This window comes from Candidatus Spongiihabitans sp. (assembly GCF_965247905.1).
Taxonomy (GTDB): domain Bacteria; phylum Pseudomonadota; class Gammaproteobacteria; order Arenicellales; family Poriferihabitantaceae; genus Spongiihabitans.
This window is the reverse complement of record NZ_OZ252047.1, coordinates 537,149-553,701: the sequence shown is the minus strand read 5'-3', so window position 1 is coordinate 553,701 and position 16,553 is coordinate 537,149. Positions and strand designations below refer to the sequence as shown.

Below are 16,553 nucleotides of genomic sequence, written 5' to 3'. Positions count from 1 at the left end.
GCGGTGCGCTTGCCAGGTTGCTTGGGACACCATCGGTTTCGGTAGCGGTGATGGTGATGTCATACACATTGTCGCCGTCGACATTCGCTAGTGCTTCAAAGTCCGGCGGGTTTATGAATCTCAATTCGCCGTCGTCGTCAATCGAGAAGAAATCCATATCCGTGCCACCGACTGACCAGGCGATGCTGTTGGTGTCGTCCGTGGTGTAGGTCGCCACTGGCGTGGTGACGGGGGTGTTCTCGGCATAACTCGGTGCTGCCGCGCCACTGGCTACCGGCGTGATGGGGCGCCTCAGGGTGATGGTTTGCGTCTCCGCCGCGCCGTCGACGTAACAGTTCACACTCGCTCCCGTTCCCGCGCCTCCTCCCGAGACCCCTCTGGATTCCGACCTGGCTTGGATAAAGACCCTCTGCACCGACACCTTAAAGGAGTCTTCGGTGTCGTCAGGGGTCACACTGGCAGGCGGGGTGTAGATGACTTCACGCAATATAGCGCCTCTTATATCGCCGCCAGTGCTACATCGGTAGAGTGCTACCCTGCCAGGATTGCCCGGAGATTGTCGGTATAGACGGTCGGTTGAGCGCACCTCCAGCCTGCCGCCGTCGGCGGTGGTGCCGCTCGCCAACGAGGTCAAGACACCGGGCGCGGCAACATAGTTAGCCGGTAGGGCCCCGCGGCCGCCACCGGGCGGGAAGTATTGGAAGTCCAGGGTGGTGGCACCCGTTGCCGCCACATGGTAAGAAAATTGCGGATTCAACGGTGCCAGGCTGCGGTCATTGGTTATCGTGCGCAACTCGGAGGCTTTCACGATATTACTGTATAGTTTTTGGGCGCTGTCAGTCGGGTCGGTAATACTGATCCGATAGAATCTAGCCCCGAAGCCAGCACTCCAGGTGTGGTCGGTGTCACCACCGCTAGTGGTTTGTCCGCTTGCGGTAAAAACAGCATCCAAAGGCGGGGTATCCCCCGGCTCACGGGAGAGGTACCCCTCAATGACGTATTCCCCGGTATAGGTCGTCTCGGTGCCGGCAGCATCATACTGGTAGGCATCCCAGTTCAGGATGGTCATTTCTTTGTCCGTCAGCACATCGGCGCTCAGACCGGTGATTACCGGGGTTTCCACGGTGACGGTGCGGGTCAGCGTGTTGGAGACATTGCCGGCGCGGTCGGTGGCGATGTAGGTGATGAGGTAGTCGCCGGCGGTGGTGGTGTCCACTGCTATGCCATTTACTGTCATAGCGTCGGGTCCGGTAGTCGTCATCGCCGTAGTGTCGTCCCGCCCCGCCCTAATGCCCGCATCTTCATCTTCGGTGTATGTGCCGCCGTGGGCAACGGTAACTGGGCCGCCCTCCAGAGCGATAACCGGCTTGGTGGTGTCCACGGTAACCGCGCCGAGGTTGGCAACTTCGGATACGACTGAGTTCACGGTCTGGCGCACCTGCACATCATCAGCGTCATACACGCCCTCATCCAGGGTGAAACTGGCATCGGTGCCGGAAACGGGGTTGGTGCCGGCGGTGCTGGGGACACTGCCATCGGTGGAGTATTGCCAGGTGTCCCCGTCGGGGGACCTGCTGGGATCAAAACCGCTCGCCAGAGTCACATTCACCACGCCATTGCTGGTGATGCCATCGCTGGTATCAGCACCGGTGTCCGTAGCCAGGGTGATGCTCGGTGGTGCGGTCGCGGCCGGCTCGGTCACGGTGATGGTTACCGTGTCGCTGTCGTTTGCCGGGGTTGAGAATTTATCGGTGACGGTCAGGGTGAAGATATAAACCCCCTCGACCGTGGGCGTGAAGACCGCGGCCGGGGTGGCGGGGTCGTCAGCATCGGTGCCGTTCTCGGTAATCGTCACAGAAGGATTCGGCGGGGTGCCATCGGTTGAGGTATGCGCCCAGGAATAAGTCAGATCATTAATGCTATCGTCGTCGATGCTGCCGGAGCCGTCCAGCGTTACTTGCGTGCCGGTAACCGCATCAGATTGATCGGCCCCCGCATCGGCAACCGGTAGTCGGTTTACTTTGTCGGATATGGTTACCCTCGCCTCGGCATTGGGGTTACCGGCGAGGTCGGTTACTGCGTCGGCGGCAAGGATCAGGATGTAGCTTATGTCGTCCGGAGTGATGGAGAGGGTATACCCACTATCGCTACCGCTCACGAGCACCACTGCGGCATCCTGGGAACTGGAAAAACCAGTCGTTGCCAAACCGGTTACCGCCTCGCTGAAGGTGATGTCGTGGTTCTGCAAGACCCTAACCACACCATCGGCAAGGTTGTTGATGTTGAAGTCCACGGTCGGTGCAGTGGTGTCAATTATCACCGTTCCCAGGTCAGTAGTGAAATCGTCTGCCGTGTTCGGGGTGCCGGCAGTGTCCGTGACACCGCTAACCTTAAACACTGGCGTTGTGTCGTTGTCAGTGCGGGTGATCGTATAGGTCGCCGAATACTGGTTGGTAGCACCGACCTGAACCAGGTTTTGCGCAGATTTGTCGCCGTCAATGTCAAATACGGCGGCATCGGTAAGGGAAGCATCCGCCAGCGGTTCGGTGGAATCCACGAATACCGTGAGGGTGTCGCCTGCGTTCAGGAAGGTGATGTCCTCACCCGCTACTTCAACCACTACACCATCGGCGTGTTCAAACCGGTTGAAGGTAAGCATCGGCGCGGTGGTGTCGGTCACGACAGGTACTGAGGTCCTGGCAGTAAACTCGGCGGAAGGAGTACCTGTCCCAACAGAATTTGTTGCGACAATGACATACTTATACTCTGTGTCAGCAGTCAAGCCAGTATCCGTGGCAGTCAATACATTGCCTGTTGCCACTACTACATTATTACCCTCGCCTGCAACAATTCGGGTCAGGGTATAACTGTCGGCATTATCCACCGCACCCCAGGTAATCTCTATGCTGGTATCAGTGACTGCGCCGAGAACAAGTGCCGGTGGAGTTGGTGTTGCATCAGTCCTGGCAGCAAACTCGGCGGAAGGGTCACTTGTCCCATCAGAATTTGTTGCGGTAATGACATATTGGTAATCGGTTGCAGGTTCCAAGTTCTCATCAATGGCAGTCAATACATTGCCTGTTGTCACTTCAACATCATCTTCGCCTGCAACAATTCGGGTCAGGGTATAACTGTCGGCATTATCCACTGCACCCCATGAGAGCATTATGCTGGTATCAGTGACTGCGCCGAGAACAAGTGCCGGAGTAGCCGGTGGAGTTGGGGCTGGCGTCACGGTGATGACTACCGTGTCGGTGCCGCTTGCCGGGGGGTCGAAAGTATCCGTAGCGGTCAGGGTGAAGGTATAGGTCCCGGCCTCGGCAGGCGCGGTGAAGGTCGGGCTGCGGGTGTCGGCATTGGTCAAGGTGATTACCGCTTCAGGCGCGGGCGTGCCGCCATTGGTCAAGGTATGCTCCCATCTGTATGTCAGCACGTGACCATCGCCATCGCCGCCCGAGCCGTCCAGGGTTACTTCGGCACCGGCAACTGCATTAGCATCCGCTCCGGCATTGGCAGACGGCGCAAAGTTTGCCGTGCCACTTTCTCTCACCTCTGCCGAAGCGTTACCTGCCCGATCGGTTACTGCGTTGGCGTTAAGGCGCAGGTTGTAGGGTGAATCTGTCGCGGTGAAGGTGATGGTATAGACGGTGTTGAAGCCGCTGTTCGGGGTAACGCCGCTCACCCTGAAATCGAAGCGAGAGTTGAAATCACCCGCTACCAAACCGGTCACCGGTTCGGAGAAGGTGAGGTCGCTCACCCGCACGACGTTAGCCAAACCGCGGTCAGTGTCGCCGAAGTCGGTCACGGTGGGCACGGTCACATCCATTAGAATCGCACTGGTAACCGGGCCCGGGTCAAGGGTATTGGTGTCATCACCGGCGGCTACCATTGCGCCAATGTCATACATCACCGCGCCGTCGGTAACATCATCCGCGACCACCACATAGGTTGCGGTGTAATCATTGCCCGTGTTTACCACCGTGGCGGTCTGCCCGGCGATGGTCACTTCCGGGGTGCTTTCCAATGCCTGATTGAGCGCGAAGGCCAGGGTCAGGGTGTCGCCGTCTCTGGCGTAATCACTATTGACGGCGTTATCGCTGGTGAGCGTGGGTCCCCCGCTAATGGCAAGGGCTACGCTCGCGGTCGGCTCGCGCACGGTGACGGTGCGGGTGCGCGTGGCGACATTGCCGGCGCGGTCGGTGGCGGTGTAGGTGACGGTGTATTCCGCGGCGGCGGCGGTGTCCACTGCGCCACTCGGGGTGGGCGTGGCGACATCGGCATCCACATTATCCGTGGCGGTGGCACCCAGCTCTGTGTATGCCTCGCCCACAGCCAGAACGATAGGCGCGTCGCCATCAGTCAGGGTGATGGTTGGCGCGGTCAAATCAATTAGAATCACACTCTGGCCATCTACCTGTTGGGTATTACTGTCGGGTCCAGCGGCGGCGGTCAGTATGCCAGTGCTATAACTCACCGCCGCGCCGTCAGTAACATCATCCACGAGCACCGTGTAGGTCGCGGTGTAATCATTGCCAACGCCTTTTGTCGCCGTGATGCTCTGCCCGGCGATGCTAACGACCGGGTCGCTTGCCAATGCCTGATTGACCGTGAAGGTCAGGGTCAGGATGTCGCCGGCTTTGGCGCGTTGTGTGTCGGCGTTGCTGGTGGTGAACGCGGGCGCTGTGGCAAAGATAAGGGCAACGGCGGCGGTGCCGGTCGCGGTCGCCGCGGTCGCGGGGCCCATATTCGGGGTGGCGGCGGTGTCCATCACGCTGTCGGCGGCAAGGATCAGGTCGAAGGCTATCCCGTTCGGGGTGATGCTGATGGTGTAGGTGGTGCTGGGGCCGCTTGCCGGGGTCACGCTATTCACCGTAACATCATCGGAAGCACCGAAATCACTCGCTGCCAAACCGGTCACCTCCTCGGAGAAGGTAATGTCGTGCGTCTGTTCGGTGCCAATCACACCGACGTCGGTGATGTTGTCAAAGGTCTCCACCGTCGGCGGCGTGGTGTCGGGCGCCGGTGTGGCGGTGCCGGTCGCGCTGGCCGCGCTCGCGGGGCCTGGGTTCGGGGTGTCGGCGGTGTCGGACACGCTATTGGCGGCAAGGGTCAGGGTAAAGGCTGCCGCGTTCGGGGTAAAGGCGATGGTGTAGGTGGTGTTGAAGCCGCTGTCCGGGCTCACGCTATTCACCGTGACCTCACTGGAAGTGCCGAAATCACTCACTTCCAAACCGGTTACCGCCTCGGAGAAGGTAATGTCGTGCGTCTGTTCGGTGCCAATCACACCGACGTCGGTGATGTTGTCAAAGGTCTCCACCGTCGGCGGCGTGGTGTCGGGCGCCGGTGTGGCGGTGCCGGTCGCGCTGGCCGCGCTCGCGGGGCCTGGGTTCGGGGTGTCGGCGGTGTCGGACACGCTATTGGCGGCAAGGGTCAGGGTAAAGGCTGCCGCGTTCGGGGTAAAGGCGATGGTGTAGGTGGTGTTGAAGCCGCTGTCCGGGCTCACGCTATTCACCGTGACCTCACTGGAAGTGCCGAAATCACTCACTTCCAAACCGGTAACCGCCTCGTCGAAGGTGATAGTGTGCGTCTGTTCGGTGCCAATCACACCGACGTCGGTGATGTTGTCAAAGGTCTCCACCGTCGGCGCGATGGTGTCGGGCGCGGCAATCACGGCGGCGGTCGCCGCGCTGGTGGCGGTCTGGCTGGCGAATCCCGGGACGCCGGTGTAAGTGGCAACCACTCGAATAATCCTGCCGACATCACCAACTACCGGCTCGTAGGTCGCATCGGTGGCACCACTGATGGGTGCCCAGTCGTCGGAGTCGGCGGCGGTGCCGTCCGCGGCGCTTTGCCACTGGTGGGTGGGGGCGACACTAACCGTGCCATCCATGTTGGCCGCGGTGACGGCATCCGGGTCGCTTTCAACGGTGCCGGCGACTAGCGTCTCGCCAACCTGCGCGTCGCCGGTAATGGCACTGATGGCACCCGGCTCATCCACGTTGGTAACCGTCACCGTAACCGTCAGTTTGTCTGTCATCGGCGGCGTGCCCCTATCGCTGGCGGTAATGGTGAGGTCATAAACATGGTTGCCACCGTTATCGGTTGGCACTTCAAAGTTCGGCGGGGTGTTGAAAGTCAATACGCCATCCCTATCAACCGCAAGCAAATCCCCATCCGCGCCACCATACAACCAGATGATGTCGGTATCCGCGGCATCGGCATCGGTCGCGTCGTAGTCCCACACTGCATTGGTGCGGTCCTCGGCATAACTCACTGTATCATCGCCAGCGGTTCTGGTGATTCTCGGCGCGGTGTTGGCGGTGCGGGTCACGGCGACGGTGTAGGTTTGGGTGGCAGTGCCGTCCTCGGCGGTGACCACGACGGTGATGTCGTTTTTACCAACATCCAGGGCAACCGAAACAGCGGGGGTGTCGCCGGTGACAGCCGTGCCGTTCACAGTCACGGTTGCGCCGCCGTCAGTCGTGGTCGGCGTTACCGTAATGCTATCCACATTATTTGGCACGCCGGCGGTGTAGCCGGTCAGGGTGCCAGACACGAAGGCCTGATCCAGAGGCACGTCGTTACCGCCCTCGGCAATGGTCAAACCCGACAGAGTCGCATCCGTGGACGCGGCGGCGGTGGCGGCGCCAGTTATGGTCGCTGCCACGGCGGGACCGGTGTTGCCGGCGATGTCGGCCACGCTGTTTATGGGAAGGGTCAGGCTGAAGGCTACCGAGGGCACGGCCGGGGTGAAGGTAATGGTGTAGGTGGTATGGTCGCCGGAGTCGGCCACACTATCCACCACGATGTCACCGGACGGCGCAATGAGGCTGGAAACGATGAAATCAGTCGCGTCCAAACCAGTTACCGCTTCGGAGAAGGTGATGGGGTGCGTCTGCGGCGTGCCAACCGTGCCTTGGACGTCAATGATGTCAAAGGTCGCCACGGTCGGCGCGGTGGTGTCCACGGTAATCTGCCTGGCAAAGGTGGCGGGCGCGGAGTCCACACCGTTCACGATCTGCACGACCTGCACCTCGTCAACGGCATACACGCCTTCATCCAGGGTGAAGGTGGTGGTGGCGGAATCAAAGACTGCGCTGGGTGTGCCGTTGATGATGTGTTTCCAGGTGGCGCCAGTGACCAGACCAGTCACATTGACCACGCCATTATTGGTGATGCCATCGCTATCGGCACCGGCACCGGCACCGGTGTCCGTAGCCAGGGCAATGGTCGGCGTCGCCGGCAGGGTCACCTCCGCCCCGGTTGCGGTGATGACTACCGTGGCGGCGTTGATGCTTGGCGCCGGGGGCGTGCCGGCATCGGTGACGATCAGTGCAAAAGTATAAACCCCCGCCGTGGTGGGCGTGAAGGTCGGGGTGGCGGTGGCTGCCAGGACGATGGGCGTGCCGGGCGCGCTGCTACCGGTCAAGGTATGCGTCCAGGCGTAAGTCAGCGCATCGTTCATCCCATCGGGGTCGTCGCTGGCGGAGCCGTCCAGCGTCACGAACGTGCCAGCAACCGCATCAGTTTGTGCTTGCCCGGCATTGGCGGTCGGCGCGATGTTGTCGGAGCGGGTCACGGCGAGGGTGTAGTTTTGCCTGGTGCTGCCGTCCTCGGCGGTGACCTCAATGTCGATGCCGTTGCCGGCGGCACCCACTGTAGCCAGACTCAGATTAGCCGTTACCCCTCCTGTGCCTTGGGCAATTTGCACACCTTCCACAACCACCTCCACTCTCGCGGCGGAGTCAGTCGCGGTCAGCGTCACCATAATGCTCTCCACATTATTTGGCACGGTGGCGGTGTAAGGCAAGTTGTCCGCAGAAAAGGCGGGCGCCAAGGTGCCTTGCGAAATTGTCAAACCCGACAAGGTCGCATCCGTGGACAGTACGGCGGCTATCACGTCGACCCCAAATACCCGACTGAATTCGGCCTCGGCCCCATCTCTCCCGGCGTCGGTCACCGTGTAGATCAGGGTGAAGCCCTCCACCTCCTCGGTCGGTGTGCCGGACAGCGTGCGGGTCTCGTCGTTAAAGCTCAGGCCCGCCGGCAGGGGACCGTAGCCCGTCGGGAGGGTGGCGTCCTCCGGCCCGGTCAGGGAGTAGGTCAGTGCGCCGAGGCCGCCGGCCGCTTCCGGCAGGACCAGGTCGGTGATCGGCGTGTTCACGGTATAGGTCTGGAAGGGCGGCGCGTTCAGTGCCAAGCCGGCGGTCACGGCGAGACGAATGCGCTGACTGACGATGACGCCGTTGGCGTCGGTCACCGTGTAGAACAGGGTGGCGAACCTCGCCACCCTGATCGGCGTGCCGGACAGCGTGCGGCTTGCCCCATTAAAGGTCAGACCCAGGACATCGAGCGGGCCGGTCATGGTGTAGGCCAGGGGCGCGGTGCCGCCGGTCGCTTCCGGCAGGATTAGGGGGATAATCATCGTGTTCAGGCCATAGACCTGCAGGGGCGGCGGCGGCGGTAGCACCAGGGCGATTGCCACCGGCTCGGTCACGGTCACGGTGAAGGTCTGGCTGACGATTTCGCCGTTGGCGTCGGTCGCCGTGTAGGTCAGCACGATGCTCCCCCCCGGCAGGCTCGGCACGGTCGGCTCGCTGGTCAGCCTGCGGACGGTTTTGGTAAATCTCAGACCCGCCGGCAGGGCGGCGCCGGCCGGCCCGGTCAGGGTGTACTCGTATGGGCTGTTGTCGCCGCTGGGTTCCGGCGGAAACCTGGTGCCGCCGCTGGCTTCCGGCAGAAACAGGGGGGTGCTCACGGTGCCCACGATGTAGTGTTGGTCAGGCACCTCGCCGCTCAGCACCAGGGTGGCCACGGCGGCCATCACCGCGGCGGTCGGTGCGCTGGCGGCTTGTTTACCGCTGCCCCGACGGTCGGTGTAAGTGGCAACGACTCGAATAAGCCTGCCTTCATCGGCGGCTGCCGGGGTGTAGGTTGAAGCGGTGGCACTGGCAATGGCAGCGTAGGCGACACTGTCAATGGCGTGGTCGGTGGTGTCGCCCGGCGCGCCTTGCCATTGGTAACTTGTTATGGCGCTGGGCGCAATCTCGCCGGTCAAGTTGGGCGGGCCGCTCGTCTCGCTGACAGAATCCGGGTCGGTTACTGTGCCGGCGGTCAATGCCATGTCAACCTGCGGCGTGCCGGTGATGGCACTGATGGCGCCCGTCTCTTCCACATCGGTAACCGTTACCGCAAGGTCCAGGGGTTGGGTTAAGGGAGTATTGCCCGCGTCGACGGCGGTTATAGTGATGTCATAGACCCTGTCCTTGCCTTCATCCAGCGGTGTCTCATAGTCCGGCGGAGCCAGGAAATGGAGCGCGGAGTCACTCTTAATCTCGAATAAACTCGTATCCGCACCGCCTATCAGAAAGGTTGAGAAATCCGTTTCACTACTAGTGTAGGACGTCAGGGCAGTCTCGGCGGGAGTATTTTCCACAGTTGACAGGGTCGGGGTACCAGTTTGGAGCGGTAGTTCGTCGGCGGCGCGGGTGACGGCGATGGTGTAGGTTTGGGTGACAGTGGTGTCCTCGGCGGTGACCACGATGGTGATGTCGTTTGCACCAACATTCAAATCAACCGCAACACCGGGGGCTTCGTTGGTGACAGCCGTGCCGTTCACAGTCACGCCGCTGGCGGCGGTGTCAGTCGTGGTCGGCGTTACCGTAACGCTTGCCACATCATTGCCCACGCTGGCGGCGTAAGCGTCGGTGGCAGACACGAAGTCCGGAGCCAGGGTGCCGTCCGAAATCACCAGAGTTGCCAGAGTCGCATCCGTGGACAGTACGGGGGCCATCACGGTTACGGTGATGACTACCGTGTCGGTGTCGCTTGCCGGGGAATCGGCATCATCGGTGACGGTCAGTTCAAAGGTATAAGCCCCAGCCGTGGTAGGCGTGAAGGTCGGGCCGGCGGTCTCGGCATTGGTCAAGGTGATTGCCGGCGAGGGCGCGCCGCCACCGGTCATGGTGTGCGTCCAGGCGTAAGTCAGCGTATCGCCCGCATCGGGGTCGCTGCTGCCGGAGCCGTCCAGGGTTACTTCCTCGTTGGTATCCACATCTTGATCGGGCCCGGCATTGGCAACCGGATCCCGGTTGGGCGGCGCGGTCACGGTGATGACTACCGTGTCGCTGTCGCTTGCCGGGGGCGTGCCATCATCGGTGACGGTCAGTTCAAAGGTATAAGCCCCGGCCGTGGCCGGCGCGATGAAGGTCGCGGTCGGGGTGGCGGTATCCGCATTAGTCACGGCGATTACCGCTGCCGGCACAGGCGCGCTGTCACCGGTCAAGGTATGCACCCAAGCGTAAGTCAGTATATTGTTATTGGAATCGCTGGTAGCAGAGCCGTCCAGCATCACTTCGGCGCCGGCAACTGCAGTAGCATCGGCTCCGGCATTGGCAGACGGCGCATAGTTTGCCGTGCCATTTGCACGCGCTATGGCGGCGGGACCGGGGTTGCCTGCCCGGTCGGTTACTGCGCCCGCGGCAAGGGTCAGGGTGTAGGACTCATCGGTCGGGGTGAGGGCGAGGGTGTAGGCATTGCCGCTACCGCTGCTCACCACCACATCGACACCCTCGTTGGCGCGGAAATCACTCGCTGCCAAACCGGTCACCTCCTCGGAGAAGGTGATGGCGTGATCGTGCGCCGTGCCAACCACACCTGGGTCAATGTCGCCGAGGGTCACGGTGGGCGCGGTTACATCCATTAGAATCGCACTGGTAGCCGGGTCCGGGTTAAGGGTATTGGTGTCATCACCGGCGGCGGCCATTGCGCCAATGTCATACATCACCGCGCCGTCGGTAACATCATCCGCGACCACCATATAGGTTGCGGTGTAATCATTGTCACTGCCTTTTACCGCCGTGACATCCTGCCCGGCGATGGTCACGGTAACGGCTGGGGTGGCTGCCAATGCCTGATTGAGCGTGAAGGTCAGGGTCAGGGTTTCGCCATCTATGGCGTAATCACCGGCATTACTGGTGGTGAGAGCGGGTGCTGTGCTAAAGGCAAGGGTTACGCTCGTGGTCGGTTCGCCAACGGTGACGGTGCGGGTCAGCGGCCTGGCGACATTGCCGGCACGGTCGGTTACCGTGTAGGTGATGATGTAGGTGCCGGCGGTGTTGGTGTCCACTGCGTCCACGTCCAACGCTATGCCGTCACGGGTAAAGGTCGTCACCAGAGTGTTGTCGCGGCGAACCTGACTTGGGCGTTTGCCCTCTATGAGTATGCTCTGGTCGTTGTAAGTTTCGCCGTGGGTAAGGGTAATGACAGCATCTCCCACCAACGTCGTCCCCGGCGCTTGGGTATCAATGCTCCCTATGTTCAGAGGAGTAGAAGTCAACACAGCCTCGTTGCCAGCGGCATCTTCGGCACCGGTAATCGTTAGGGCTATGGGGAGTCCGCCCGTATTAACATCAGGCACCGTAAAGGTCACCGAATATTCGTTGGCGTTGGCGGTGGGCACCAGACCCGTTCTAACCAGCTGATTATCGCCGGAGTGGACGATTCTGGCGGCGCGCGTAAGAGATGTCAGTGGTTCGGTTGACTGCAGGGTTATCGTGACCACATCGCCTTCATTCAGCCAGCGCATAACATCGCCCCCTACCTCTACACCGTCGGGGGCGACAACACTGACCAGGGTAAGCACTGGCGGCGTGGTGTCCGGTGCCGCCGTAACCACTGCGGTCGCCGCGCTGGTGGCTTCTTTAGAGGAACCCCGTCTGTCGTCATAACTGACAATGATTCGAAGGATATTGCCGACATCATCTCCCACCGGACTGTAGGTTGTGCCTTCGGAGCCGCTGATGGCTGCCCAGGCGGCGGCGTCGGCAAGGGTGCCGGACGGCGCACGTTCCCAAAAACTTTCAATGTTACGGCTAATCTCGCCAGACGGGTTGCTCGCGCTGACAGAATCCGGGTCGGTGACCTGGGCGATCAATGCCTCGGTAACCCGAGCGATGCCGGTGATGGTGACCGCGCCCGTCTCTTCCACATCGGCAACCGTTACCGCTACTGCCAATTCGCTTGCCCCACTATCGCCATCGGTGGCGGTAATGGTGATGTCATAAACTCTGTCGCCACCGTCATCGGTCGGCACTTCATAGTTCGGCAGCGGTGCGTTGAAGGTCAATACGCCGCTTGTGGAATCAATCGTGAACAAACTCGAATCCGTGCCACCGACTGACCAGGCGATGTCGGTATCCGCGGCATCGGCATCGGTCGCGGCGTAGGTATGCACCGCCGCAACATTCTCGTCAACCGTTATCGCATCATCGCCATCGGTTCTGGTAATCACCGGCTCGGTGTTGGGCACGGCAATCACCGCGGCGGTCTGGGTTAAGATGGAGGCGAATTTCCCGGGGCCCTGCGGGTCGGTATAGTCGACGACGACAAACAGAGTCTTGCCGATATCATCTTCCGTCGGCATGTAGTCCGGGCTGCTTCCTTTGCTGACCTCGGTGTCGTGGTTGGTGCTTGGGGGGGTCGCGCTTCTCCATTCATACACTGCCTCGGTAACCGCGCCATCCGGGTCGGTTACTGTGGCGGTCAATACCCGCCCAACCTGAGGCGGCGTGCCAACGAGGGTGACCACGCCGGATTCATTCACATTGGTAACCGTCACCGTGACCGCAATCTCGTCGCTGGTCTCGCTCGCGTCGTCGGTGGCGGTGACGGTGATTGCATAATTGTTGTCGGTGTTGGCGTCGGTCGCTGCCTCATAGTCCGGCGTGGCAAAGAAGGTCAAGACGCCGGCGTTAGTGATGGCGAAGTCATCCGCATCGGTCCCGCCGAGGGCGTAACCGGTAATCATCCTGCCACTAGTCGCGGCCGCAGTGAAAGTCGCCACAGTGCCCGTGGCATTTTCGGCAAATGCTATCGGCGATGCCGGCGTAACCGTAACAACCGGTTTGGTCGACGGCGGGGTCGCCGTCACCGCGTTCGCGGGAGCGGTGTTGCCGGCCAGGTCCATCACGCTGTCCGCGGCAAGGGTCAGGCGGAAGGCGGCCGCGCTCGGGGTGAAATCAATGGTGTAGATGGTGAGGTCAAACATGCTGAACGCGATGCTATTCACCGTGACCTTGGTGGAAGCGGAGAAATCATCCACCGCCAAATCGCTCACCGGCTCGGAGAAGGTGATGATGTGTTTTTGTGACATGCCAGCCACGCCTTCGGCAATGTCGCCGAAGTCCACGGTCGGCGCGGTGGTGTCCAGCGTTACTTGCAAAAGTGCGACACCGGACAATACATTATTGACGCGCTGGCGGACGCGCAACTGATAGGTGGCATCGGCCAAGCCCAAGCCGCTCAAATCAAAACTGGCGGCGGTGCCGGTAGCAGGGTTGTCGCCGCGGGTGTAATCCGTGGCGCCGGCAGTGGAGAACTCCCACAAATCAGCCGGTTCCGCGCCCCGGTCCGTGCCGAAACCACTCGCCAGAGTCACATTCACCAGGCCATTGCGGGTGACGCCATCGCTGTCTTCATCACCGGTGTCCTCAGCCAGGGCGATGGTCGGTGCCGCGGGTGTCTCCGCCGTTGCGCGGTTGATGGTGATGAGGTAGCTTTTCAAGGTGCCGTCCTCGGCTTCAATATCAACATCAATCGATCTCGTGTCGCCGCCAAAACCAAAATTCTCGGAAGGCGTACCGAGCCCGTCAACATCCGCATTAGCCGCATTATCAGCAGGCGTCGCCGTGAGCGTGAAGTCGGTCGCTTCAAACGCCACAGTCGCGCTATAGGTGGTTACCGCGGATGTGATGGTTTCATTCAGCGCGACCTCGTTGCCGTCATTATCCCTTATGCTCACACCGCCCAGGTCCGCATTAGCGGAGCGCACGACGCTACGGATGATTGTGAAGGCATAGGTTTCGGTGGCTGCATCGGCGGTTAGCGTAACAATGGTAATCGTGTTTAGGTTCGGCGCCAGAGCAATCGACTGACTGGCTGCGCCACTGGCAACCGCCACTCCATTCACTTCAATGATTGCCGCGGCGTCACGCGCAGTCGGCGTGACCGTGATACTTGCCACATCGCTCGCCACCGAGGCGTTGTAGTTGAATAATTCGGGTCTGAATGAGGGGGACAGGCCCGGGGCGTCAAGTGCCGGCGTGAACACCACATCGCTCAGGCGGGCGTTGGTCACCTTGACGGTCACCTGTGCGGTATCGGTCGCTGCGCGGTCATCGGTCGCGGTCAGGGTAAAGGTCAAGGTAGCGGCGGTAGCCGGCGCCGTGAAAGTGGCAGTGACCTGGTTGCCGGTGCCGCCGTCAGTGCGAGTATTCTCCAGACCAGTAACCGCAGGGCAACCCGTTGCGCCAACCGCCGCCGCGCCGCAATCTGCTTGTGACCAAGCCAGCGCGGTCAGTGCGCCACCTTCCGGGTCAGCGCCGCTGCCTTGCAGAGTGACGAGATTGCCGGCTGGTCTTTCCAATGTGTCGCTGTAGGGATGTGTGGCAGTCGGCGGCAGGTTGGCCGGGCGGGTCAGGGTGATGGTTCGCGTCTGCGGCTCGCCGTCAGGGTAACAGTTCACCCTAAGGGCCTGACCTGGCTGGGCTGCTCTGGTTTCCGGCCTGAATTGGAGAAAGACCTTCTGCACCTGCACATCAAAGGTGTCTTCGGTGCCGGCGGCAGGCGGGGTGTAGGTGACTTGACGCACTATTGTTCCGTCGGTTTCGGTTATATCGCCGTGCGCGTGACATCGGTAGAGGTTTATCCTGCTCGGATTGCTCAGAGATTGTCGGTATAGTCGGTCGGTTGAGCGCACCCTCACCGTGCCGTTGTTGTCGGTGGCGGTGCCAGCCAATGAGGTCACGACACCGGACGCGGCAACATGGGAAGCCGCGATGATGTCGTCGGAATTAGGCTGGTTGATAACACCAGGCGGGATGTATCGGAAGTCTATGGTGGTGGCACCCGTTGCCGCCACATCGTAGGCATACTTCGGATTCGCCGGCTCGGTGCTGCCGCTACTGGTTAGCGCAAACCACCCGGCGCCCGGCAGGAAGGCGCTGTATATTTTGGTGTCGCCGGTAACGTCAGCCGGGTCGTCAATTCTGACTCTATGGACTTTAGGTATACTGCCGGCATTCCAGGTATGGGTAGTGGCGCCGGCGGTAGTGGTTTCAGCATCGCTCCAAATATATGGCGAGGGATCGGGATCGGGATCGGCCGCCAGAACCGCTTCATTTGTTTCGTTGGTGGCACTTTCAATGACATATACCCCGTCGTAGGTCATCTTCGACCCTTCCTCACCATACTGGTAGGCATCCCAGGTCAGGGTGGTACTGCCGGGCGTCGTCCGCGTATTGACGGCCAGACCGGTAATGACTCCTGCCAATGTTGCCGGTGCACGGGTGACGACGACGCGGTAGGTTTGGGTGTCGCTGCCGTTCGAGGCGGTAACGATGATCACGATGGGGGCGTTTTCACCCACCTCCAGGTCAATCCCAGCGGAGATTAGATTGTTGGCAAGCGCGACCGGGTCCAAGCCCAACTTGCCCACAGTCGCGCGCGCGGCGGGTTGAGCCGTCTCAAGCACAAACCTAATGCTTGCCACTTCATTCGCGACGCTCATTTTGTAATCATGGAGGATAGGCACGAAGGCGGGGAGCAAAGGGCCGCCTTCCACAGGCGACAAGGTGTTCAGAGACGCATCCGCGGACGCGGCGATGGCGGTGCCGGTTGCGACCTGCGGGGTCGCGGGACCGGTGTTGCCGGCCAGGTCGGCAACCTGATTTGCGCCAAGAGTCAGGGTGAAGTCTGCCGCTTTCGCGGTGAGGTTGATGGTATAGGAGCGGTCGAATGTTCTGGGGCTCAGGGTAACGCGATGCACAACGGCACCCTCGGCGGCGATGTCGGTCTTATCAAAAGAGCCAGTCACCGGCTCGGAGAAGCCAATGGCGTAATTCTGCCGCGTATCAATCACGCTGACTGTGGAATCGACGGCAACAAAGGACTCCACCGTTGGCGCGACCACATCAATTAGATGCCCGCTTTCGGTAGCCGCGGGCGGGTCAAGGGTAAGGGCGGGATTGCTGGCGGCTACCATTGCGCCAATGTCATATACCACCGGCACGCCGTCGCTTGCCGCCGCAACATCCGCCGCGCCCACCGTGTAGGTCGCGGTGTAATCATTGCCAGTGCCTTTTGCCGCCGTGACAGCCTGCCCGGCGATGGTCACTTCCGGGGGGCTTGCCAATGCCTGATTGAGCGTGAAGGCAAGGGTCAGGGTGTCGCCTGCGTTGGCGTAGGTTACGCTACCCACCGTCTCGCCCTCGCTGGCCACCGTCACGCCATCGCTGGTGACCGCGGGTTGTCCGTCCTCGGTAAACGCAAGACCCTGCGCCTGCGCCTGCGCGGCCAGGCACAACAGAAGGACGCCGGCGATAAACGCCCGCGAGATGAGCCGGCTGCTACGCGAAAGGAAATTAGTCATTGGGTTGCTCCACTGCTTCATGAGATGACCCCCTGCCCCGCGAGATGCGAGAAATAAGGGGGGGGGGGGATTTGATTAGGATTCTGCTCATTGGGTATTACCTTTAACCGGACAAGTTGAATTA

General features: G+C 61.1%; 1 protein-coding gene (cut by a window edge). It reads right to left on the bottom strand.

Annotation, left to right across the window (positions count from 1 at the left end; all coding sequences use genetic code 11):
- Positions 1-16,429 carry the 5' portion of an immunoglobulin-like domain-containing protein gene (locus tag ACP158_RS02700; protein WP_424947447.1) on the bottom strand. The gene continues 15,596 nt to the left of window position 1, outside the view, so the window shows 16,429 of its 32,025 coding nt (coding positions 1-16,429); it begins with the start codon at positions 16,427-16,429; its stop codon lies off the left edge, out of view.
- Positions 16,430-16,553: the final 124 nt, after the last annotated feature.